Genomic DNA, 22,434 nt, shown 5'->3' with positions numbered 1-22,434 from the left:
GGTTTATTTGCCGTTCTTAACCTATGGCCAAAAACTTGAGATATTTGGGGTAATCGAACGGATGTCCTTCCGCGCATCGAGGCGTCACGGGGACGCGCGCATTTCAGAGAGGGGGGCGGAGACCTCTCGCGACTCCTTGGCATCCGCATCGAACTTAATTGACATCCCACCGGCTACTCCAACTCCGATAACGTAGATCCAGCCCTCGACAAAATCGGAGATGTGAGAATTGAAAATAGAACCAACGATGTTCTGAACTACTAAGATCGTTCCGAGCCACGCGATCCACTGATCGTGACGAAAAATAGAAAAGTGAACGATCCACATCGCATAAAGCAGTCCTACGCCAACGACGCCCCACTGAATCGCGAAGTAAAACGTCTGGTTGTGCGGATTTTCTACCACTTCCGCCGAAACTCCCGTCCGTCCTACTGCATCTCGCTCGAACAAGCCTCGTATCGATCCAGTTCCATGGCCGATGAACGGTGACATCAGAAAAAATTTGACTGATTTGCGCCAGTACTCGAGACGCTCGCCTGAAGAAGTCGTCTGGTTGTCGTTCGTGTATTTTGAGTACTCCGTCACCGCATTTTCCATACGCGCTCGGAGATAAGGCGAAACTGTCCAGAGAACGGCTATAGCCACGCCAGCAGTGACAACTAAAGCAACGCATTTGCGCCGGCTAACGTGCCTAATCAGAAGAATGGCCAACAGCAGCGGAATAGAGACGAAAGCTGTTCGAGCCGAAATTACAACCAGCAAATCGGTGAGGAATGCAAATCCCAGCGCAATAGCTGCGATAGCAGTTTTCCTATGATGTGCGGCCCACAGGTTTTGCGCGGCAATTGCTAACCCGAACGCGCAAAGCACAAACTCCTGACTTTGGCTTATGTAGTTTTTGACAGGTACTCCAATGATATAGACCTTAAAAGGAAAACCAATCTGACGTGCCACGTTGTAGACAAAGGGAGGATTAAGATACGATAGCCACGACACCATCAGCAGCGCTGTGCAGGACGCCAAGAAGGCGATAAATACCCGTCGTCCGTGCCTTGAACGCTCAAAGTGGTAAATCAGCAGCGGCAGGACCAAGAGTTTCGCATTCGGCCCTATGTAGTAAAGCCGCGTACCCCAAGGGGCGTCGGACCACAGAGTCCCCACGACGGCCAAGACGAATAGCGCGATCGGCAGCGCGCAAACCGGTCGTCCCAACGATCGTATGAACGTTCCAAAATCAATCGTCGGGGCGGTCGTTATCAGCCATACTACAACCAGGATGGAAACCAACGACGTCGACCATGGAAGTGATGCCGCAAGTAAGAAGGCAACGTAATCCGCCATATCGGTCCGGACTCTGGAGCCGTGTAACAAAGACGGACGCATTTCTGGCGATGAACTGGCAGGATCGGCGCTCATGCTTGGTAACTTGTTGCTCGGGCGCGAAACATCAACCTTGGATACCATTTGACCTCAAGCGCACTATTCAAAAGTTTTGGGAGTCTGAAGTCTCGAGTTTTCGGCTCCCTTCGAACCTAGTTCGCCTTCTGGCCTGAAAATGCGGATCTCCAGCGGGTCGATTGCGAGCTTACTTGTCTTATCGTAGTTCTTTTGATAGGCCAAACAGCTCTCAAGGTGCCTTTCTCGGTACTCAAGGAAGGGCTTTCCGAGTGTGCTCATGAAATTGTCCCCGGGCCATCCCCAGAACATTCCGGATTTTCTCGTTATTGGTGCAGCAAAAAGCGGCACGACGTCGCTGTTTTTCTATCTCGCCCAGCATCCAGAGATATTCGTTCCGAGAACCTTTAAAGAGCCGGGCTTCCTATGTTTCGCGGGTCGTCAAGCGACGGCCAAAAATCCAGCCGCGCCCTTTCCCGATATGTGGTCAGGTGTCATTAGCGACTTAACAGATTACACGGCACTGTTCGATCCGGCCACGGCCGGGCAAAGGGTGGGCGAAGCGACGCCCGAATATCTTTATCTTCACAATGCGACAATCCATAATATTCGTGCGACCTACCGCCAACGTGCGAACTCACTGAAATTCATAGTGGTTTTGCGCAATCCGATCGCACGCATTTGGTCGCATTACTGGATGTTCGTTCGTGACGGTTACGAAACGCTGCCATTCGAGATCGCAACTGCCGATTCGACCATTCAGAAGCGACTATCGGCAGGTTGGCATCCCTCATATGATTATCGTGGCTTTGGTAACTATGCCGCTCAAGTCGCGGCTTGGCAAGATGCGTTCGGCGGGGACAGTCTCAAAATCATATTGGCTGACGACCTCAGCAGGAGCGCGGGGGCCGTCTGCAGGGAAATGTACGCACACATTGGTGTCGCGGATGACTTTGTGCCTGACACTTCGACGACTTACAATGTCTCGGGAAGATTACGCAATGAGTGGCTTCACGAACTGCTCCTCCGCAGGCAATATGGCCTGAAAAGTTTGATGCGCCGAGTTGTTCCACAGAAGGCGTTACAGAGCCTAAAGCAGCGGCTTCTGATCTGGAATACGGAGAAGCTACCTATGCCGGATGACGTCAAGGTTCAATTTCTCGACTTCTATCGCGGCGACGTCGAAGCTTTGCAGCATCGAATTGGTCGCAATCTGGATGCGTGGCTTCGCTAGTGTACGTTAAATCACGAAACGCATTGCTTGCTCAAAACCACGCATTGCGGTCTTGCGCGCGAGTCCGTGAGCTTTCGTAGAGCTCGGCCCAATGGCTCCGGAAAATTTCGGCCGCGCTGGTCCAACTGTCAGGCCGCTTTGTCCAAAAACGGAGGTTACCGATCGTGTTGTATCATAACGATCGCGCCATAACGGTTCCAGCGCTTGTCCCGCCAGACGTCCGCCGGGTAGGGTGATATCTCAACCTTGATTGCGGGTGTAGTAGCGAGCAATCGGCGATAGTCGTATACCCAAGTCTCCTCGTCGTAATGCACTGTTTGGACTGCTTCTGGACCTTTGTCGACCGATCCATCAAAATGCCAAGTGCTCAAAACGACTCCAAAACGCGAGACCCGCAACATCTCTGCAAGAGTTTTGGCAATTAAATCGGGTGGAATGTACATCAGGACAGCATCTGCAAGGACTACATCGGCGGAGCTGTCAGGCAAGCAGCAAAGTTGATCTGCGGCGCCGACTTCGAGGCCTATCGAACTCGCCTCGCGCTGCCGCATCTCCGCGCCAGCTCCGTCGATCGCTACTCGACTCGGGTCCATACCAGTTAGGGTTAGCCCGTGATCCGCCTGCCATAGGAGGAATAGGTTCGGTCCCATACCGCAGCCGATCTCTAACACCGATGCTGGCTTCAATCCCAGTACAATGTCTCGGAGTATCAGACGATGGGGCTGTCGGATTTGCGTTGCAAAGTCGGGTACGCGACCTATCAAATACTTAACCCGCCACTTGGCGAGCTGCCAAAGCCGCGCCAACGGACTATGATCGAGCCAATAGGCAATGATACGAAGTAGACGCACGTAGCCCGGTTTCCTAGAAGTAGCTGGTGTTCCTAGAAGGTGCGACACCCATTAGTCGAGGGCGATCAGTGTCGCAACCAAGGATTGATCTAAGTTGGATATCTGTTACCCTTTTGGAACCGATAAGCCAAGCCGAGTCGCAGCTTTATAGCGGTAGTTGTGCCAAAGCGCCTTTTGATCAGCCGAAAGCACGAGCTTTGATCCTTGTGAAAGGTCTGTTAGGCCAAGCGGATGCAAAACCGTTTGCCTTCACTAAGGCGAGATACGCTGATCTATGGCGTGGCAGTGGTCGTCGACCGGCTTGTGGGCGTGGCTCTTCTCCCCATTTTAACAGCAAATATGGACCGTTGGGCGTTCGGCGCTTGGACTCAGGTTCTAACCACATTTGCGCTGATGTCGAATATTCTATCTTTTGGCTTTTTCCATTCCCTCTCGCAATATGTGCCAGGATCCAAGCGCGGCGATATACGGCGGATCCTGAACGGAGTGCTTTTGATCGTCATATCAAATGGCATCATCTGCGTTGCATTGGCCCTGACATTTCCTAATCAGCTCGGCGATTTGATCTTCGGCGATCGATCGGCCGCTCACGCGATTATTGCGGCATCTGTGTTCATGGTCACAGAAAGTCTCTTTGAAATACTTGTCATTGGATTTTTACGGGCGGACAGCCGTCTCACGCTGTGCTCACTATACTACTCTGCCAAGAGCGCAGTGCGATTGCTCTTGATGTGGGGAGGGCTGTTGGCCGGCTTCGACTTGGCAGGGTTGCTGTGGCTTTTGTCCGTAAGCAATCTGCTCGTTGTAGCTGCTGTCTATTTTGTTCACGTTTTGCCGACACTGAGGGCAGCCACTGTTTCAACTTTGAATGGGTTCTGGACGAAGGCTTTTCTGCACTCCGGCGGCATTGTCTTATCGTCAAATCTGGCGTGGGCGAATGCCTCGCTTGGTCGTTTTGCGATTGTCCATATACTTGGGCTATCGTCGCTTGGGCTCTACTCCGCGAATTATTCGCTGGCATCGATTGTTAGCTTGAGCGCATTGGTGATAAATTTCACCGCGATACCCCACATGAATGCTGCATGGAACGCCGGGAGCGCCAATAGAGCGGTTTCAATTTTGACCGCGACGATTGAGCATTATCTCTTTCTAACGATCCCCGTAGCTGTTGCATTGGGTTTATTCTATGACCTCGCGGCGAGCCTGCTTATCCACGGTGATTTCAATCCTGAGCCAACGTTGATGTGGGCGTTGATCGTGACCATTTTGCTAATGGGCCTTGAACAGTTACTCAGCTTTGCGACCTTCATGGTTAGCTCGCGATTCAGTGTGGTCGTTAGGTTGGCCGGCTTGTTGCTCAATCTTGTGATTGTATATTTTTGTATTTTGCCGATCGGCCTGATTGCCGTAGCTATAGCTATGTCGGCTTCTAGTCTGGTCGTAATTTCGGCGAGTGCGGCTTATCTGAGTCGACTTGGTGGGTTTGTCTTCCCCTGGCGCTCAAGCGCTTGGCTCTGCGCCGCCGGATTGTCGATGATAGGTGCCGCGGTAGCGACGAAATTGTGGCTAGATTGGGCCTCTCTATTCGGTGCGGGTCTAGTAGGACTGATCGGGCTCTTGTCATTCCTGCTGGTCGAGAGTTTGCGGGACCAGTCTATCTGCAGGAACTCATTGCAGCGGCCCATCTCAGCCTGGCTCGATCGGCTGATGCACTAGTCTTTTTTCCTTCCCCATGGAATTAAGGCCCAAGCACGTTCGTGAAAATAGTAGAGGAAAATTTTTGTTACCACTTCTACTGAAGCGATCGCGCTCGCAAGGCCCGCCTTGCCGGTTACGATAAAGCTAATCACGAATGTGTCCAAAGACCCGGCGAGGCGCCAGCTGATCGCCTTTAAGAGGGATCGTACATGTGCCTCGTGTTTGTTGAAGGAACTCATCCGTTTTCCACTCTTGCTCGTGCACTTGGCCTCGGCCAGCCAATACCGAGATAATGGGATAGTACTCGAACGTAAAGCAGGTGGAGCCGACCCGTAACCTAGGGCAAGTGTCTGGTTTGTCTAATCTGTTCCTGCTTCCTGAGCCGCTGAAAAATGCTGCTTGACACCGTTGAGGCGGCTCTGACATATGCGCACTAACGCGAACAGCGGGGCGTCGCGCCCAAGCTCATAGTCTGGGGTAGTGTAGCTCCAGTGCAAAGTGAGAAAACAAGAGGGCGCCTCAATCGCACGTTTCTTGGGCGATGCCCGATAGGCGGGAACTCAGCTGTACCGCGATTGACTAATCAGCGTACCGTCGCGGTTGTGTCAACGTAGGTTGAACATTTGCAGCTTGAGCCCTCGAGACAGCACTGCAGCCCGCAAGTATGACAAAACATTTCCTTGAAGTTACAGAGCTGCCCGGAGAAGAAATTTCCCAGGAGCAGCTGGAACGTCTTTGTCATCGTTACTATTGGGCAGCCCAGTATGTTCAAAATCGGGATGTGCTCGAAGTTGCCTGTGGTGCGGGACCTGGCCTTCGATATCTCGCGCAACGAGCGCGATCGGTCACGGCGGGTGATCTGTCACCGGAGATCCTTGCACGCGCGCAGCAGCATGCTGGGAGTGACGTTGAATTAAGAGTCTTCGATGCTCAGGACTTGCCGTACGGAGATGCGAGTTTCGATACGGTCATCATCTTTGAGGCGCTTTACTACGTTTCATCAGCCGAGAGGTTCATGGCCGAGGCCAAACGCGTTTTGAGACCCGGCGGCCAATTGCTCATATCGAATGCTAATCGGGATCTTTACGATTTTAATCCGAGTCCCCATAGCGCCGTGTACCACGGCGTTGTTGGTCTGAGAGAGCTGCTCGACGCCGCGAATTTCCGACCATTGTTCTTCGGTTATTTGAAAGTGGATCAGATCTCATTTAGGCAGAAACTACTTAGGCCGATCAAGAAAATTGCTGTTGATCTGAACTTAATGCCCGCGACGATGCAGAGCAAGAAACTGCTGAAGCGATTTGTATTTGGTCAGATGGTGCCAATGCCTGACTCAGTTATCGAGAACCTTGTTTCTTATCACCCGCCGGAGCAGATCGATGCAACCAAACCAGATCGAATTCACAAAGTGCTCTATTGCGCAGCTACCTCGTTGTAGCCAAAGATATGCGCGACATGCAGCTAATTGAGAGGTTGAGGTCTAAGAGGGCCGTTATAGGAATCGTTGGTTTGGGCTATGTCGGCTTACCGTTGGCGCTCAGGTTCTGCGAAGTTGGCTACAAGGTCATTGGGCTTGATATCGACCCAACGAAAATCGACATTCTGGCCCGCGGCGAATCCTACATCGAACATATTGAGCCTCAACGTATAACAAATGTCATTGGCCGTTATTTCGAGCCAACCTCAGAATTCGCTCAGGCTTCTCGTGTTGATGCTCTCATTCTTTGTGTGCCGACGCCGCTCAACAAGTATCGGGAGCCAGACCTCAGCTTCGTTATCGGTACAATCGAAGGTCTGTTGCCCTTTTTGCATCCTGGAATGATCGTCTCCTTAGAAAGTACGACCTATCCCGGTACGACGGACGAAGAACTGAAGCCCCGCATCGAGCAGCAAGGATTGGTGGTTGGTCAAGACATTTATCTTGTCTTTTCGCCTGAACGTGAAGATCCCGGCAACAAGAATTTTTCTACGCAAACAATCCCCAAAATTTGCGGAGGGCATACCGCAAGATGTCTGGAGGCCGGACTTGAGCTGTATGGAGCGATTATTGACAAGGTCGTTCCTGTAAGTTCAACGCGCGTTGCGGAGCTAACAAAACTGCTCGAGAACATTCATCGGTCCGTCAATATCGGTCTGGTGAACGAGATGAAGATTCTTGCGGATAAAATGGGCATTGACATTCACGAGGTCATTCGGGCTGCCGCGACTAAGCCGTTCGGCTTTGTCCCATATCAGCCCGGCCCCGGAATTGGCGGACACTGTATCCCCATCGATCCCTTCTATCTCACTTGGAAGGCCCGCGAGTATGGTATGCATACTCGATTCATCGAGCTTGCAGGCGAAATCAACTCGTCGATGCCAGATTATGTTGTGGGAAAGATTGTCACAGCGCTAAACCAGAGGCGTAAGGCAATCAACGGAAGCAAAGTTCTGGTTCTCGGTATCGCGTACAAGAAGAACGTGGATGATGTTCGAGAATCACCGTCGGTGTTCCTGATGGAAAAGATGCGGTATCTAGGGGCGGTGGTTGCATATAGCGATCCGCATGTGCCCGTTTTTCCACGCATGCGTGAGCACCACTTCGATCTCACGAGTACCGTTCTCACGGAAGAGAGCGTCAAATCTTTCGATTGCATTGTTCTCGCCACTGATCACGATAAGTTCGACTATGAGTTCATAAAGGCAAAATCTCGGCTCCTAGTCGATTGTCGAGGAAAGTTTCTTGAGCCTGCGGAGAACATCATCAAGGCGTGACATTGCGGTGGTGCTCGGTCTTTCCATTTCAAATATGGAATCCGATCGACGGTCCTAGTTGGATTGTTATTTCGTTTGCATTCGCAGAAAGGATCGACATGAACTGTGCACTGGGGCAGTACATCTGCTCCGTCAATAGCAAAAGAATCGTCGCCGCTTTGCTGCGCAAAACGGCTCCCAAAGTTGGCATGGCGTGCATATCCGGCCGCCGCTCGGCGGTGAGCGCGGTCTTAACCCAGAATTGACGATAGTGGTCGCACATTATCCACTCAAGATTTGGCTGATTACGGTTGGAGAACCACTCCCGATCGATGGCAACTACGCCCGTCTTTGGCGCACAGGGCTCATTGCCAAGATGTTGGCCAACTCTGGCGACAGCGTTACATGGTGGACGTCAGACTTCGATCACTTTAGTAAGCGTCATCGCTTCGGTCGTCACACGACGCAGATCGCGGGCGGAATCGAATATCGACTCCTCCACGGGTGCGGATATCGCAAGAACATCTCGTTAAGCAGGCAGATTGATCATCTTCAGATTGCCCGCCAATTTGCAAAGCAAGCGAAGGCGCTACAGCAGCCGGATATCGTGCTCGCATCGTTGCCCACCATAGAGCTCGCTTATGCTGCTGTGAACTACGGACGTCAGCACAGCGTACCGGTGGTCCTGGACATTCGCGACCTATGGCCTGACATCTTTGCTGAGGAGGCCCCCCTAATCGCGAGGCCTTTGGCGAGGCTTGCTCTGATGCCGCTTGAGGCCGTCGTGAACAAGGCCTGTCGAGGGGCAGCTGGGATCACGGGCAATTCCGAGGATTTCGTTGCTTGGGGGGTGCGACGCGCCGGTCGGAGCAGAACGATGTTTGATCGCGTGTTTCCGTTTGGGTATCCCCAACTTGACACTGATGATACGACAACGAAGGCTTACACGGCCGCATGGCGCGCGCGTGGTGTCGCTAACGATGGCTATCTAACTGTGTGCTTCTTCGGGTCGCTCAGCGATAGATTTGACTATGAGACGGTGTTGAGTGCCGCGCGCTTGCTGCTGGATCGGAAGTCGAGCGTGCGTTTTGTCCTGTGTGGAAACGGAGAAAATCTGGCGAAGCTCAGAGAGGCTGCAGAGACGACCCCGAATCTCATCGTCCCCGGGTGGGTGAATGCGGCCGAAATCGAATCGCTAATGCGCATCTCGCAGGTCGGGCTTGCGCCATATCGAAATGGCGTAGGTTTCGAGGGGAATGTTCCGAATAAGCCCATCGAGTACGCTTCAGGCCGGCTCGCTACAGTTTCCTGCCTCAACGGCGCTCTCGCCGAGCTGATCCAAAAATACGACATCGGCGCACAATATGAAAGTGGGCGTTCTGCGTCCCTGGTGGCTGTGCTCGAGACTCTGGAGCAGAATCGGGACGTCTTGGAGCGAAAGTGTAACAACGCCCGCTCATTGTTTGAACGCTCTTACCGCGCTGAGGCTGTCTATAATGAAATGATCGATTACTTGAGATCAATAGCGGGGTCCTCGGGTCCAATCGAGATCAGGGGCGCGCCATGAAGATCTGCTTTTTGGCCACCGGAGAATCCGTTCATAGCTTCCGTTGGATCCGGTTTTTCGCCCAACGGGGACACGAGATTCATTGGATTTCGCTAAAACCGTCGCGCTTTCCCAGTCTTCCGAATACCACATTTTATGACATGTCAGGCCCAGGGAAGATTGTGAGCGTTGTAAGCGCGATGATCCGCGTTCGAGCACTCCTTGCTCGATTAAAACCTGACATACTTCACGCACATTACGCCGGGTCATACGGGCTGATTGGCGCCTTCTCAGGGTTGCAGCCCTATGTCGTTACTGCATGGGGATCCGACGTCCTTTTCGCAGGGCGGGCGCGGTTCAAAGGTGCTCTTGTAGGATGGGCGCTTCGCAATGCCGCGCTCGTTACATGTGATGCCTATCACATGATCGAAGCCATGGTCGCGATCGGAGTCACGCGATCGCGCGTTCATCTCGTGTTTTTCGGAGTCGAGACAGACACGTTTTCACCGGGACTCGCGAGCGAGGACATGAAGACAGCCTGGGACGCTCAGGGCAAGCGGGTTGTGATTAGCCTTCGTAATCTTGAGCCAGTCTACGATATTGGCACCCTGATCAACGCTGTCCCTCGTGTTATTAGTGTTATGCCGAACACCAAGTTCATCATCTGCGGATCAGGTTCGCGAGAGGCCGAGTTGCGCGAGCAAGTTCGGGTCCTCGGAGTGGCCGAACACGTTGTTTTCGGTGGCCGATACGACAACGTAAAGCTTCCCGATATGCTTAGGAGTTCCGACGTCTACGTGTCGACGTCACTATCCGATGCTGGGATTGCAGCAAGTACGGCGGAGGCAATGGCTTGCGGTGTACCAGCCGTAATCACTAACACGGGTGAAAACGATCGATGGATTGACGAGGGTCAGAACGGGTTCTTGGTTTCTCCAGGTGACAGCGATGCCCTCTCTGCTCGAATCACTGAGCTGCTCGGGAATGAGAGACTCCGAAAAGAGGTCGGGAATGCTGGTAGAACAAAAATCCTCGCCACCAACAACTATACGTCAGAAATGGAGCGCATGGAACAGCTCTATCAGCGCGTTCTGCTCGACCGATCGCGCGCTGTCCTGGTTTGACGTAGTATCGGCGCGCGCGGCGTCTCCTGCCTACTTCGCAATAACCACTGCGGCGATCGTCTTCAGCGCTGTCATGATCTCCGGATATGCAGTGCTTGACGAGATTGTCATTTACATACTGCTTGCTGCGTTCTTGCCATCATTGTTGCGCTCGGCGCCTCTGGACATGTCTGCACTTGAGAGTGTGCATCGTGCCCTGTATATAGCATTCTGCGTTTACTTCGCCGCCCAGGCGATCCGCGGAGCCATTGTTCTCGACATTCGAATCATCCGTTTCGTGATCATGTTCTTCGCGCTGGGTTTGATGGCCTGGCGACTGGTCCCGTCGAATGATTTCGACCGAACAGTTGTTGCGCGCCTGATCTGCTGGTCAGTCTCAGTTTATTTTCTTGGCTACATTGCGGCCGGTTTAATTGCCGAAAATCTCCTCGACATGAGTAGATTCGCGCTACAGGGTTTCGTTTGGAGTGGAACATCGGTCGCGGTGTTTCCGGCATTGCTTAGCTATCCCGCAATGGCGCAGATCGCGCGGTCGGCCTCGTCAGGATCCGACCGGACAGTGCTCTGCCTGACATTTGCGACAACACTACTTGCGGGATTCTACTATGAATCGCGGAGCGTCTGGCTCTCGCTCATTGTTTTTATCGTTTTGGCGGCACCGCTTCTCGGCGCGGCGCGAGCCATCGCTATGGCAGCAATCTACCTGTTGTTTGTAGTTGGATTTCCATGGAATCACGAAAAACTCCTCACCCCGTCACAATTCGTCCGCGACGTTGCCGCGATTGTGCAACCGAAGGACGACGGCGTTGGCGCAGTTCTTGAGCTAAAGACTGTAAGATTTGGGTTGGCAGTTTTTGGAGGGTTTCTTCCAGGACCAATTCGTGAGAGGGTTGCAGAAACGGCGGTGGTGCAACGGGCCATTGGCGACGCGGCGGCGAGCCGGTCCGCCTTTGCCGATCCGGCTGGTCTCGGAACTCAGGATATCGATCGTAAGGTTGCTCTTATCGGTGCAATGCGATTTATGCTGGATGACGGTATCACGCGCGTTTTGTTCGGGACGGGCTATTATACACATCGAGTCGTCTTGATTCCCGAATTTCACGAAGTCGCGCGGGAGTTCGGATGGAGTTTACCCAGAAGTTACGATACCGCCGTCCGAACCGCGACGCTAAGCGCGGCAGTAGTAGACACTGGTCTCATAGGCGGCGCGCTGTGGCTCTCCCTTTTCGGCTGTGCAGGCCTGCAATTAGTTCGTTCCTCGAAAGCGATGGCTGCTGTCGGACTAGCGACCTTTGGGTTCATTTTGATGTCCTACCTCGTATCGATGAACCTCGACATGATCGTCATGTACTTGGCGTTGATGCCGCGTGGGCCGATCTTAGCCTTTTATCCAAGTTGCTCGCGAAAACCGAACTCCTGGCATCAGGGCTTGGAGAATGTAAGCCGACATGACGTCCGGACGTCGAGTTGATCACACAGTAATTGAGAGGGGGCTTGCAACAGAGCTTGGTTAGGGTGCGGTGGCCACTCGTCACAACCAATTTAGATAAGACGGAGGGAGCATTAGCAGGTCTTAGATAGCACTCAAGTGAGCCGCTCCTCACTTTAGAATGCTCGAATTGGGGTCTCGTAGACTATCTGCGAAGGAGCTAATGCTCGCAAGGTGAATTCAGCAGATCGCGTGACATCAGGATGAGTCCGATTATGGCCGCCTCGTTTGAAATAGGGCTCGAGACACATCGCTGGGGAAGGGAGTGATGATCCTCGGACCTTTGCGGAATGCGCAAAATTGTGGCAGAAGATTTGTCTTGAGGACCCGTGCCGTGGAAAACTATCTCCCGGTTTCTTTCTTTGGACTGTTCACTTATGCTCAGAATATCTCAGCTCAATCGGCGTAACTTTCTGATCGCGGTCCACGATCTGCTTGCGACCGCGGCTGCGCTATTCACTGCGTTTTACCTGCGCGTCGAGGGCGGCAACGATTTCTATCAAAGCCTGCCGCTGCTATTTCATATTCTTCCCTATTTCTTGATCCTAACTGCCGTCGTTTGCTTCACATTTCAGCTGACCACGACGAAGTGGCGATTTGTTTCGTTGCCGGATGGAATCAGGATCGTTCAAGTATCTACTCTTCTTACGTTGGCGCTCCTGGTGCTCGACTACATACTCGTGGCTCCCAATGTTCTCGGGGGCTACTTCTTAGGCAAGGTAACTCTTGTCCTGTACTGGTTTCTTGAGATTTTTTACCTAAGTTTGCTACGAGTGGCTTACAGGTATTTCCGCTACACTCGGGTTCGTCGTCACGCAAAAATTGGCCAAGCAACTCCGACGCTCCTCGTGGGCCGAGCCGCCGACGCCGAGGTTGTCCTACGCGGGATCGAGAATGGAGCCATAAAAGGAATTTGGCCCACGGGCATTCTCTCGCCGTCCCGTGCGGATCAAGGGCAGTTGGTCCGTAGTCTTCCGGTCCTGGGAGACACGGACGATCTCGAAGACATCGTAGCTGACTTCGCGAAGCGCAAGCGGTCTATTGGCCGCATCGTCATGACTCCTTCTGCGCTTGAAGTGGAGTCTCAGCCTGAATCGATTATCATGCGGGCGCGGCGACTCGGGTTGATCGTCAACCGGCTGCCCTCACTTGAAAGCGGAACTGTCCCAAGGCTTACCAGCGTTCGAATCGAAGACCTTCTTCTTCGGCCTACCGCCAAGATCGATTACGCTCAACTTTCAGCGGCGGTGAGCGGCAAGGACGTTGTGGTTACCGGAGGTGGGGGGTCGATCGGGTCAGAGCTTTGTGAACGCGTTGCCACGTTCGGTGCAAGGCGACTCTTGATCATCGAAAATTCCGAGCCGGCACTTTACGCGATCTCTGAAGCGCTTGCAGCTTTGCGCAGCACTGCTTTGGTTGAGGCGCGCATCGCGGATGTGCGCGATCGCGAACACATCATGCGTCTCATGGCCGCCTTTAAGCCCGATCTTGTGTTTCATGCTGCGGCGCTGAAGCATGTGCCAATCCTCGAGCGTGACTGCAGCGAAGGGGTAAAAACGAATATATTCGGTTCAATCAACGTTGCGGATGCAGCGGTAGCTGCCGGCGCAAAGGCTATGGTTATGGTCTCGACTGACAAGGCAATCGAGCCTGTTTCGATGCTCGGTCTGACAAAGCGTTTCGCGGAAATGTATTGTCAAGCACTCGATCAGGACTTGATCGTGCAGCCTACATCTGAAAAGCCGACTACTCGGCTGATCTCGGTTAGGTTCGGCAATGTTCTGGGCTCGAACGGCTCGGTAGTGCCGAAATTTAAGTCGCAAATAGCTGCGGGCGGCCCTGTCACAGTTACTCATCCGGAGATGGTCAGATATTTCATGACAATTCGCGAAGCGTGTGATCTCGTCATCACTGCTGCGACGCACGCTGTTGCGACGGAGCGATCTCGAGTATCCGTTTACGTATTGAACATGGGCCAGCCCGTCAAAATCGTCGACTTGGCCGAGCGCATGGTTCGGCTCTCGGGACTTGAGCCAGGTTGCGATATTGAAATCGTATTCACAGGCGTGCGAGCGGGGGAACGCTTGAACGAAATCTTATTTGCCTCTGAAGAACCTACCATTGAGATAGGTATTCCTGGAATAATGGCAGCCGAACCCAACCGGCCCAGCATGTTTGCGATGAAGCGGTGGATTGTTGGTCTTGAGCAAGCAATTCAGCGCGATGATGAGCCGGTGATTAGGGAACTCCTTGAAGAGGCGGTTCCGGAGTTTGCACTCCGCAACGCGACCGGCGGCGCGCGGGCGTGATTTTGGAGAACCATTGGCGGTCTGTTCCACAAATGCCTGGCACCGATGAGACGACATGCGGTCTGCGTCAGTCTCTAACTGGCCGGATGCTGTGCAACATTGACCTGTAGATGGCTCCCAGATATTGAATTGGTCCGTCTGTACATCTGCTGCGGATTTTCAATCGGATATGGTGGGTAGCATGGCGGTACTTAATGACGACGGGTCGCTGGCGTGTATCTGCCACGAACACAATCCGGTATGCAATTGTGCTGAGAGTCGTCCGGAGCGGACCGTGCTCGGGTTTCTCCTAACGATGCGCTGGCTTGCGTCTGCTGTTCGACGCCTTTCGATATTTCGGATTACGCGCTAACTTTTCCGCGACTTTGCGTTGGCTTCGGTATCAGCCCGCACACCACCCAGAGCTCGTGGTTCCATCTTTTTTAGCGCTTTCCCTCTTAATAGGGGGGGATCGTCTTACCGGAAGTGCGGAACCTGACCTCTTTTTGGCTTTCAACATCGTTCCGTGCCGCTGCTTTCGCTTTTAGCGTTACGGTTGAGCAATACGGCCCTCCCAATTTGTTAAGCGTGCTTAGTCCAGACGTGCCGACCGGAGGCGGCAGCGGTCCACGAGAGCGGTGGCGGTAGCGAAGCAGCAGGCGTTCACCATGCCGGCGCCAAAGAGTCGGCGAGGGTTGCGCAAGAAGTCAGCGTTTCCGCCGGCGCGGCACCCGGTTCCAGCCCGCCTTCTCCGTGCAAGGCTTGGATAGCAGCGGCTCGAATGACGCTAACGGCGGCTGCAGACCGATATTTGCAAAATTGGTGGCCGTGGTCGCTGGGGCCCGGGCCGCATATGCTTTGGAAGAGGTGGCGCGAACGTAACGCGTGCAATCCATCACTCGCTTGGCCGGCTCTAAATTCGTAGCGGCTTTCTTCTTCAAACGTGGCGCCCCGTTAGTGTTTACTGAGTTGCGGGAGTGCTATCCGTCACCAAGTTCAGTCAGCATTCCTTTCTGACGGCACGAGCTCGAGCGGGGGGCGGCCCCTGATCAGGGGTGGCGCCTGGTGGTGTTCCAAAAAGGTCGTGGCTGAACGCGAGTGAGACACCGTAAGGAACGTATACCGCGACTGCAGCCCAGAGGCAGACAATCGCCGGTATAAAACATTGCATCCCGTCAAGCTGGACACAAAGATCCAAACTAATATCATCGCCACAGCAGTGAGCAAGAAGACGTCCCAACGATTCCGCTCGGAAACCGGCCAAGCTGCTAATGGTGAAAGTTTGGAAAGAGTAGATGTTGAGGTCGTACCGATTGAACCTCATCTCGCTTGCCTTCAATTGATCTCTCCAGGGAGGCTAACAGCAGATCGAAGCAAGCTGGCGCGAAATCGATAAAAATCTTAGAAAATGGGCAGATACTTTCGACCTGTCCGATCGCCGATACATTACGTAGAAGTCAAACGTAGCCACATTCCAAGAAACGTACCTGATGACCTCGCCCCGACTCCGAGATTTTTCCGCAGCAATTCTTATCGATAGCGCTGGGTGCCTCCTCCTGCAGCGCAGGGATGACAAGCTGGGCGTCGCACAGCCGGGAAAGATATCCTTTTTCGGCGGTCGTAGAGAAGAGCGGGAAACATCGCTCCAGTGTATCGTTCGCGAGGTCGCTGAAGAGATCGGAGCAACGCTATCACCGGATGAATTCGAGCACCTGGTCACGCTGGATATTCCCGATCCAGAGAACGTTGGTGGGCATGTGAAGGGCGCGTACTTCGTTGCTCGCGGCCTAGACGCATCCACTCTGAGGGTCACCGAAGGCCAGTTGGTCATCGTTGATACTGGAAGCTTCGCCGCCATCCGAGACAAAATCACGCCTCTTACCACCCTTGTGCTCAGCCGTTTTCTGGCCTCTCGAATGACTGAAGACCACAAGTCTGTACTTTTCCTTTGTACGGGAAATTACTACCGTAGTCGGTTTGCTGAGGAGCTATTCAATCACTCCGCTGAACGCTACGGACTACCGTGGCGGGCTTTCTCCAGAGGCACTGCGGAGAGGGGATCGCCCGAAAATGTCGGTCCTGTCTCAATTTTCACACTTGAGGCCCTGTGGGCGCGCGGCGTCAATCCAAAAAGGGCAGATGAAATGCCGCAGCCATGCACCCGGTCAGACTTGGATCGTGCAGACATAGTCATAGGTTTGAAAGAGGCAGAACATCGATCGATGATTGAACGCCGCTTTCCCGAAGCCGCGGGTCGTGTTTTATATTGGCAAATCCATGATATCGATGTCGCGCACCCCATTATTGTTTTGCCCCAGCTAGAACGAATGGTTGCGAACTTGATCTCGGTACTTAGAACGGAAGATGCAAATGCGAGCCCCCGTGCTTCGGAGGAGGGCCGTTGAGAGACTTGAATTGGATAAAGCTGAGCTTAGTGCCTGCATCGCTGTTTCCGGGAAGCGGATGGACCGGCTGGGTCTACCGAGTCAATCGATTGAGAGCAGGGATATTTCCGGAGTTCGCGCTCTTGCTCGACGGCAAACAGTACGGTCGATACAAGAACCCACCTGGCTGGCTGCAGAGTGGATACGTGCATCGCCGCAGCCGGTCTCAATTACCAGCAGCGTTATCGAAGGAGTGTTGATCTACAGCGAATCCGCTCTATCGATCTGCGACGTACCGTTCGGGCCCGGCTCGGAGATCCTCGATGTCGCGCCACAAGTCGCCAAGGGGACGCTCACCAGCCTGCCTCCGCGGCTCGTGCGCGCTCACGGTACTAACGCCTTCTTCGAGGAAACGCGTCAGGTGCTCGACCGGCTAGGCGGCGCACTTGCTGCCCCTGAAGCTTCTCATGCTTTCTGTCATCTCAACCTTGTTCATTCTGGTCGCTCCCGAGCTGATCTATCGTGCCGGTTTGAATCAAGAACGCCTGGTGCTCGACGCTTCCGCTGGTGACCCGTTGTCTTGGGCAGCACTCAAGTACGAGGTCTTCAGCTTCCTGACGCCGGCACTGCGCGAGCGTATGAATATCACGTGGACCAGTTGGGGTATCGCCGACGTGAGTGGCAGCGCCGTCGTTCAGTGTGTCGTTATTCTAGCGACGGCAACCGCGTTGATGGGTTGATGGCGCCAATCGTTTTTATATCCGGCTTTTTCCCACTGGTTCTCCAGTGCTATTCGAGCGGCCGCGATGAGACCGGGCGGAATGCGGGCTGGCTTTATTTCGTGCAGACCTGTGGAAACCTGCTGGGCGCGATCATCACGGGCCTATTGTTGTTGCCCTATATTGGGGCCATCAATTCGTTGAGGTTCATGGGGGTGTTTTTGACGATTGCGGCAGTCATTCTTGCGGGCGTGATGCGACCGGCTCGACTATACAGTCGTGCGATCGCTGCCGCCGCGGCTATCCTCGTTGTCAGTTTCTACCCAACAGATTTCTACGCAACGATCCGCAGCTATTATGATGCATATCGATTTTGACAGAGCGAACCTATCCGACCTTCGATTGTCCTTGAGAACGCTGTCGGGGTGACTTTGGCCTATCCGATCCCTGGTGGTTTGTGGGTTAATGCCGGTCGAGAGCGCTCGACATCGGTCGTGAAGGAGGCAAGTGCGTGGGAACTCTGGCCCTTGGAATTTGTCGCTGCGCTCAGGCCTGATGCCCGTAGTGCGCTGATCATTGGGATGGGGCCGGGTACTCACTTGCCGATATTGGAACGGCTCTATCCGGGTATACATATCGCAGTTGTCGAGCTTAACCCGGCCGTCGTTGAATTGGTCCGAGAGCACGGACACGAGGCGATCCAGGCTGCTCTGGCGCGGCAACCTGTCATCGTGACCGACGGCCGTCGCTTTGCGTTGCGAAATCCTGAGCGACGATATGACATCATTCAGATCGGAGTAAACAATGTGGCCGCCTCGGGGGCAGGAAATCTCTATACCCAGGACTTCCTGCAAACCCTTCGGCATATGCTCACCCCGGGAGGTGTTCGGACGACTTGGGCGAGCGCGCCGGCAGTCAAGGCTGCTACGCACGTCTTCCAAGATATTGCGGTCGCCTCGCCGGGTGCCAACGTTGGTCCTTCCGCAGAAGCCGCTCGCGCGTATAATGCCAAAGGCAGCGGTGCTCGAGTTGCACATCTCTTGGCCTGGAATGGCGACGACGGAGCTAGATTTCGCGAGCTTCTCACGTCAGCTGCAAGCAAGATACCTGCGCTAATGCCGATAGATCCTAAGTCGCCAAAGATAGCGGCTCGGCCAAACTGGCTAGATGGCTGTTTGATCTTTTCTGAGGACATTCAGCGTTTGCTTGTGCCGGTGAAGGCCGCGACTGATGATTTACCGGTCACGGAATATTTTCTAACACAAAGAGAGACTATTCTGGGTGTCAACCCCAGTCTAGATTCGAGATCTTGGGGCAAGCCTTCGGGCTGCATCGAACTTAATCAGTCGGGAACTTTTCTAGGGGACTAAGATGTCCGCCCGCGGCGCGGATCCCACAACGTAATGGCAAGGCCAGCCGTTGCGCGTCAGAATGATGTTAGCGCATCGTCTGCCGCCGCTATCCGCCGCGGCTCGTTCAGCTTGCGGAACACCGCGTGGAATGGGGATTGCAACTTCATGATGGCGTCGCGGGTCGAGACGCGGGATGGGGTGTCCGTCGCTTCGTGGTGAACGTCCACTTTGAGCCAGAGGGTGTGCCTTAGCATGTGAAGGCAATTCAAATCGTCGATGCATCGTCGGATGCGAGCGATTCTTGACAGTGATCAACTATTTTTCAGACCCGAATTCGATCAAGTGGCTTCCCATCGCCGGACACCCACTCCTTGACGTCCCCAACCTTCATATTCAAGAACCCTAGACACGATTCTCGAGCTAAGTGCGCGCAAGAAATTCCGCATTGGGATCGCGGGACAAGAAGCAGCTGCCTTGCCTTCTACGGCCCGCGATCGTGACCGCGAGAGAAAACTTGTTGCAGGGCTGCCGCAGGATTTGCGTGCGCGGCCAGCCTTCTGCCAGCCGGTAACGCGGAACACTGGTCGGGCGGTGGGGACCAAAGCCCGGGCGCTGCCGAGAGCGGTGGATTGCGGAGCGGCGCGCTGCGGCGCCCGGGGAAGGTGATGACGTTCGATGATGGTTCTCACTGGTTTCGGCCTCTCACAGCCGCGTCCGGTGGGCGACCGGAAGGAGAGCCTGCCAGTGGGACAAGTGCATCGCTTTTAAGAGAGAGAACTGGGCATCTCCCCTCTGGACAGAACGGCAGGCCCCGGCCATAAAGGTCCAGTCGATACCTCGCCGCCCACGCGTCCCGTTGAGCCCTTTAGCGGGCTCGTTGAACTGCCGCCTGTCGGTTGCAAGGCGATAGGGCAATTCTCGCAGGGAATGGGCTCTCACACCACCTCCCATCATGATTCCGGGGGGCGCCTTGGTGCGTTGGGAGGGCGAATACGAGCCCAGAGCGGCCGATTAGGTTAAAGGAAGAAGCTGCAGCCGAACTGCGCATGTCGCTCCGCTGGTGGAGCAATAGTTGACGACAGCGATGACGTCCTTTAGCTGAATGCCAGAGTTACCTCAAAGATGCAGGCAGGGACATTTGGCATCTGTGGTGGAAGTTTTTAGCAAGGTGCGGTCCTTCCTTGGGCCGATAGTTCTGACGTCTCTAACATTGGTTGCCACGCTTTTGCTCACGATAGGAACGAAGCAAGCGCAGCACATCTATCTGATGTTCTGATGCGCGTACGTAATGCTCTCATTGGCGCTGCCGTGTTCACCCTATCGGTATCGCTGACCTTGATTATCGCAGAGATCGCTTCACGAGCGGTGACAGCGATGACTCGACCCGTCGAGCGAGTCGCTGATAATGCGATGTACGGTCCTGACCCCGCATTAGGAGCACGTCCCAAGCCAGGCTTTTCGGATCACGATGCACGGGGCTGGCGCAACAAGGAGGCTCTCGATCGGGCCGACATTGTGGCCATTGGGGACTCTCAGACCTATGGCCTGGGAGGCGTCAAAGAAAATGCATGGCCTCAGCAGTTAGGGTCCATCCTTGCGCAAACTACGTATCAAATCGCCTTCGGTGGATACGCTCCCCCTCATTTTGTCCGGCTTTCATCCGAAATCTTTTCACTGCGTCCCAAGTATGTTGTTGTTGGCCTCTATTTTGGAGCGCAGTTCACATCATCCTACTTGAACGTTTATTTCCGAGCGAAAGACAACGGAATTGAAGGGCTGAAAAGTAACGACCCCGAGTGGTTGAAAGTTCTCTCGACAGCGCACCACATTGACGGGGATTGGTGGATACGGGCGCAGTTTATGGACTGTCAGCTGGCTCAGTACGTGCCGGATGCAAGGCTTTTACAGATCAAGGACATCCTTTCGTGGCCACCGCTTGGCCCTCTGCAATATCCGTGGATCGCGAGAAACTCCGATTTTCTAAGGCGGGCTGCTTCAAGGATGCCGAAACCTTCGGCGACGGTCCTTGCCGCACCGTACTGCGTTGATTTCAAGAAGGACGGCATTGAGGCTATTCTGACGCCCAGCTATCGTCTGATCAACCTCGAGCCAACGGACCCCAGAAATTTGGAAGGCGAAAGAAATACTGTCGATTCAATAATAGCCTTGAAGGACGAGGCAATTCGAAACAGTGCAAAGCTGGTCGTCGTCTTGATACCGACAAAGGAGCTTGCGTTCAGCGAGCTAGCGACGGGTTTGCCAGGGGAGCAGACTACTCACCTGCGGCGGTTGTGGGCGTCCGAGATTTCTGCTCGGAGCAGAGTGTCAGAGCGCTTGAGGAGCAACGGTATAGCTGTTTGCGACGCTCTGCCATCCCTTCAATCAATGCTTCGAACGGGCAGCGATCCCTACCAGGGCGCAACGGGCGATGGTCATCCGTCCGCCAGTGGTTATCGCGCGATTGCTGAGACAGTTGCCACCGAGATCCGGAGCCTTCAGTGAGGCGCCCCTCTCTTGATCTACTGCGTGGAACGGCCGCTATTGCCGTCGCTATCCCCCATCTTATTCTTGTCACCCGCCCAAATAATCCCGTTCTCGAAGGGGTAGCGATTTTAGGCGTCGAAGTGTTTTTCGTCCTCTCGGGGTACGTGCTTGCCCCGCAAATATTGCTTTGCTTCCGGAATCTCAGTCAGATCCCAACTTTTCTCGCGAGACGCTGGTTGCGAACAATTCCGCCTTACGTTCTTGCCTTGGTGTGTGCGACTTTCGTTGTCGGTGAACTCGGTACTGCGGACTTCTATCGATATCTCGTTTATTGTCAGAACTTCTTTAAACAAAGCAACTTGGTTGACTACTACCCTGTGGCTTGGAGCCTTAGCGTAGAGGAATGGTTTTACATCATTTTTCCTGCCGTGCTGCTCATCGCGAGGCCCTTCGTATCTCCGTCAGCGAAAAACCTAGTCCTGCTAGGTCTGGCGTTCATTTTGATCATTACAGTGATACGTCAGAGCCTTGGCGATTCATCTCACTGGGGATCGGACGTTCGCCGTGTCGTTTTATTCCGAGTTGACGCCATTGCGTATGGTGTCATCTTGCGCGCGCTGAATGTCCGCGTGAATCGTACCCACGCGGTACTGTTGCCCTTTATCGCGGCCGCTGCTTTATCGGCAGATTTGTGGGTTATCGGTACCAGAGCAACGCTGCACTGGCTTTTTTCTCCGCTGGCCGCCGCTTTCGGCATCTCGTTGATCTTGCTCGCGGAGAATTTCGACAAGCGGATTACTTCGAGTTCACTCCTCAGCAGCGCCAGTTTCTACCTAGGGCGTATTTCATATTCACTGTACCTTTTTCACGCCATCTTCGCTGCGTTGTTGATCGATCGAATGATGGCGCTTCCAGCATCGATGCGCATTGCTCTGGTCCTTGCCGCGACAATCTCGTATTGCACCGTGTTTTACGAGTTTTTTGAAAAGCCAATTTTGGCCGCGAGGCCGAGCTATCAACCGGAACCCGGCCGTTGCACAGCAGTCGCAAGCGGTCAACACCAAGAGGTTGAAGCCACTCGGCCGCTGGCTTCAGACAATTGGGCATTGCAGCGCGACTAGGGTTGCGCGCGAAATT

18 protein-coding genes are annotated in these 22,434 nt (G+C 54.0%); 14 read left to right on the top strand and 4 right to left on the bottom strand.

The annotated features are described in order from the left end of the window. Positions 1-84: 84 nt before the first annotated feature. Positions 85-1,464 (bottom strand): O-antigen ligase, encoded by a 1,380-nt coding sequence (locus tag BRA471DRAFT_RS25820; RefSeq protein WP_007612596.1) that lies wholly within the window; start codon positions 1,462-1,464, stop codon positions 85-87. A 211-nt stretch (positions 1,465-1,675) separates the two neighbouring features. Here BRA471DRAFT_RS25820 and BRA471DRAFT_RS25810 point away from each other — a divergent pair, with 211 nt between their 5' ends. Continuing rightward, complete coding sequence (locus tag BRA471DRAFT_RS25810) at positions 1,676-2,629, top strand: sulfotransferase (protein ID WP_007612595.1); 954 nt, start codon at positions 1,676-1,678, stop codon at positions 2,627-2,629. Positions 2,630-2,784: 155 nt separating this feature from the next. Here BRA471DRAFT_RS25810 and BRA471DRAFT_RS25805 read toward each other — a convergent pair whose 3' ends face one another. Beyond that, on the bottom strand, positions 2,785-3,480 hold the full coding sequence (locus BRA471DRAFT_RS25805; protein ID WP_007612594.1) for a class I SAM-dependent methyltransferase: 696 nt from the start codon (positions 3,478-3,480) through the stop codon (positions 2,785-2,787). Positions 3,481-3,711: 231 nt separating this feature from the next. On the opposite strand from BRA471DRAFT_RS25805, the gene BRA471DRAFT_RS25800 reads away from it, so the two are divergent. Then, the gene (locus BRA471DRAFT_RS25800) at positions 3,712-5,196 is read left to right on the top strand and encodes a lipopolysaccharide biosynthesis protein (RefSeq protein ID WP_007612590.1); all 1,485 of its coding nucleotides are present in this window, start codon (positions 3,712-3,714) and stop codon (positions 5,194-5,196) included. On the opposite strand, the gene BRA471DRAFT_RS37115 is transcribed toward BRA471DRAFT_RS25800, so the two are convergent. Continuing rightward, on the bottom strand, positions 5,193-5,417 hold the full coding sequence (locus tag BRA471DRAFT_RS37115) for a DUF2061 domain-containing protein (protein WP_007612588.1): 225 nt from the start codon (positions 5,415-5,417) through the stop codon (positions 5,193-5,195). The genes BRA471DRAFT_RS25800 and BRA471DRAFT_RS37115 overlap by 4 nt on opposite strands. A 425-nt stretch (positions 5,418-5,842) precedes the next feature. Here BRA471DRAFT_RS37115 and BRA471DRAFT_RS37110 point away from each other — a divergent pair, with 425 nt between their 5' ends. Then, positions 5,843-6,616 carry a class I SAM-dependent methyltransferase gene (locus BRA471DRAFT_RS37110; protein WP_007612587.1) on the top strand — a complete coding sequence of 258 codons (774 nt, stop codon included), beginning with the start codon at positions 5,843-5,845 and terminating at the stop codon, positions 6,614-6,616. 8 nt (positions 6,617-6,624) lie between these two features. After that, positions 6,625-7,932, top strand: a complete 1,308-nt coding sequence (locus tag BRA471DRAFT_RS25785; RefSeq protein ID WP_007612580.1) for a nucleotide sugar dehydrogenase — start codon at positions 6,625-6,627, stop codon at positions 7,930-7,932. 28 nt (positions 7,933-7,960) lie between these two features. Here BRA471DRAFT_RS25785 and BRA471DRAFT_RS25780 read toward each other — a convergent pair whose 3' ends face one another. Then, a complete protein-coding gene (locus BRA471DRAFT_RS25780; RefSeq protein WP_035974255.1) occupies positions 7,961-8,194 on the bottom strand; it encodes a hypothetical protein in 234 nt (77 codons plus the stop codon). Between BRA471DRAFT_RS25780 and BRA471DRAFT_RS25775 the strand changes: the two genes are divergently transcribed. The 10 genes from BRA471DRAFT_RS25775 (at position 8,183) to BRA471DRAFT_RS25725 (ending at position 22,418) form a co-directional block, all read left to right on the top strand. Continuing rightward, positions 8,183-9,478 (top strand): glycosyltransferase family 4 protein, encoded by a 1,296-nt coding sequence (locus BRA471DRAFT_RS25775; protein ID WP_007612577.1) that lies wholly within the window; start codon positions 8,183-8,185, stop codon positions 9,476-9,478. The genes BRA471DRAFT_RS25780 and BRA471DRAFT_RS25775 overlap by 12 nt on opposite strands. Then, positions 9,475-10,581 carry a glycosyltransferase gene (locus BRA471DRAFT_RS37105; protein WP_007612575.1) on the top strand — a complete coding sequence of 369 codons (1,107 nt, stop codon included), beginning with the start codon at positions 9,475-9,477 and terminating at the stop codon, positions 10,579-10,581. The genes BRA471DRAFT_RS25775 and BRA471DRAFT_RS37105 overlap by 4 nt, the downstream gene beginning before the upstream one ends. Further along, positions 10,469-12,052, top strand: a complete 1,584-nt coding sequence (locus BRA471DRAFT_RS25765) for a hypothetical protein (RefSeq protein WP_198287839.1) — start codon at positions 10,469-10,471, stop codon at positions 12,050-12,052. The genes BRA471DRAFT_RS37105 and BRA471DRAFT_RS25765 overlap by 113 nt, the downstream gene beginning before the upstream one ends. Before the next feature lie 395 nt (positions 12,053-12,447). Continuing rightward, positions 12,448-14,379, top strand: a complete 1,932-nt coding sequence (locus BRA471DRAFT_RS25760; RefSeq protein WP_007612568.1) for an SDR family NAD(P)-dependent oxidoreductase — start codon at positions 12,448-12,450, stop codon at positions 14,377-14,379. Between the two features lie 1,469 nt (positions 14,380-15,848). Further along, on the top strand, positions 15,849-16,763 hold the full coding sequence (locus BRA471DRAFT_RS37100; protein ID WP_007612566.1) for an NUDIX domain-containing protein: 915 nt from the start codon (positions 15,849-15,851) through the stop codon (positions 16,761-16,763). A 446-nt stretch (positions 16,764-17,209) separates the two neighbouring features. Further along, positions 17,210-17,482, top strand: coding sequence for a hypothetical protein (locus BRA471DRAFT_RS25750; RefSeq protein WP_035974250.1), 273 nt, complete (start codon positions 17,210-17,212; stop codon positions 17,480-17,482). Further along, a complete protein-coding gene (locus tag BRA471DRAFT_RS25745; RefSeq protein WP_007612564.1) occupies positions 17,482-17,838 on the top strand; it encodes a hypothetical protein in 357 nt (118 codons plus the stop codon). The genes BRA471DRAFT_RS25750 and BRA471DRAFT_RS25745 overlap by 1 nt, the downstream gene beginning before the upstream one ends. A gap of 54 nt (positions 17,839-17,892) precedes the next feature. After that, complete coding sequence (locus BRA471DRAFT_RS25740; RefSeq protein WP_157234096.1) at positions 17,893-18,831, top strand: spermidine synthase; 939 nt, start codon at positions 17,893-17,895, stop codon at positions 18,829-18,831. A gap of 1,257 nt (positions 18,832-20,088) precedes the next feature. Further along, positions 20,089-21,315 carry a hypothetical protein gene (locus BRA471DRAFT_RS25730; RefSeq protein WP_035974246.1) on the top strand — a complete coding sequence of 409 codons (1,227 nt, stop codon included), beginning with the start codon at positions 20,089-20,091 and terminating at the stop codon, positions 21,313-21,315. Further along, positions 21,312-22,418 (top strand): acyltransferase, encoded by a 1,107-nt coding sequence (locus tag BRA471DRAFT_RS25725; RefSeq protein ID WP_007612560.1) that lies wholly within the window; start codon positions 21,312-21,314, stop codon positions 22,416-22,418. Before BRA471DRAFT_RS25730 ends, BRA471DRAFT_RS25725 begins: the two co-directional genes overlap by 4 nt. Positions 22,419-22,434: the final 16 nt, after the last annotated feature.

The organism is Bradyrhizobium sp. WSM471 (genome assembly GCF_000244915.1).
Classification (GTDB): domain Bacteria; phylum Pseudomonadota; class Alphaproteobacteria; order Rhizobiales; family Xanthobacteraceae; genus Bradyrhizobium.
The sequence above is the reverse complement of the archived record's forward strand: the minus strand, read 5'-3'. Positions and strand labels throughout refer to the sequence as shown.

Bases quoted from the DNA above. Each gene is read 5' to 3' on its own strand.
- BRA471DRAFT_RS25820 (WP_007612596.1), bottom strand. From the start codon at position 1,464: ATGGTATCCAAGGTTGATGTTTCGCGCCCGAGCAACAAGTTACCAAGC.
- BRA471DRAFT_RS25810 (WP_007612595.1), top strand. From the start codon at position 1,676: ATGAAATTGTCCCCGGGCCATCCCCAGAACATTCCGGATTTTCTCGTT.
- BRA471DRAFT_RS25800 (WP_007612590.1), top strand. From the start codon at position 3,712: ATGCAAAACCGTTTGCCTTCACTAAGGCGAGATACGCTGATCTATGGC.
- BRA471DRAFT_RS37115 (WP_007612588.1), bottom strand. From the start codon at position 5,417: ATGAGTTCCTTCAACAAACACGAGGCACATGTACGATCCCTCTTAAAG.
- BRA471DRAFT_RS37110 (WP_007612587.1), top strand. From the start codon at position 5,843: ATGACAAAACATTTCCTTGAAGTTACAGAGCTGCCCGGAGAAGAAATT.
- BRA471DRAFT_RS25785 (WP_007612580.1), top strand. From the start codon at position 6,625: ATGCGCGACATGCAGCTAATTGAGAGGTTGAGGTCTAAGAGGGCCGTT.
- BRA471DRAFT_RS25780 (WP_035974255.1), bottom strand. From the start codon at position 8,194: ATGTGCGACCACTATCGTCAATTCTGGGTTAAGACCGCGCTCACCGCC.
- BRA471DRAFT_RS37105 (WP_007612575.1), top strand. From the start codon at position 9,475: ATGAAGATCTGCTTTTTGGCCACCGGAGAATCCGTTCATAGCTTCCGT.
- BRA471DRAFT_RS25765 (WP_198287839.1), top strand. From the start codon at position 10,469: ATGCTGGTAGAACAAAAATCCTCGCCACCAACAACTATACGTCAGAAA.
- BRA471DRAFT_RS25760 (WP_007612568.1), top strand. From the start codon at position 12,448: ATGCTCAGAATATCTCAGCTCAATCGGCGTAACTTTCTGATCGCGGTC.
- BRA471DRAFT_RS37100 (WP_007612566.1), top strand. From the start codon at position 15,849: ATGACCTCGCCCCGACTCCGAGATTTTTCCGCAGCAATTCTTATCGAT.
- BRA471DRAFT_RS25750 (WP_035974250.1), top strand. From the start codon at position 17,210: ATGCTTTCTGTCATCTCAACCTTGTTCATTCTGGTCGCTCCCGAGCTG.
- BRA471DRAFT_RS25745 (WP_007612564.1), top strand. From the start codon at position 17,482: ATGGCGCCAATCGTTTTTATATCCGGCTTTTTCCCACTGGTTCTCCAG.
- BRA471DRAFT_RS25730 (WP_035974246.1), top strand. From the start codon at position 20,089: ATGCGCGTACGTAATGCTCTCATTGGCGCTGCCGTGTTCACCCTATCG.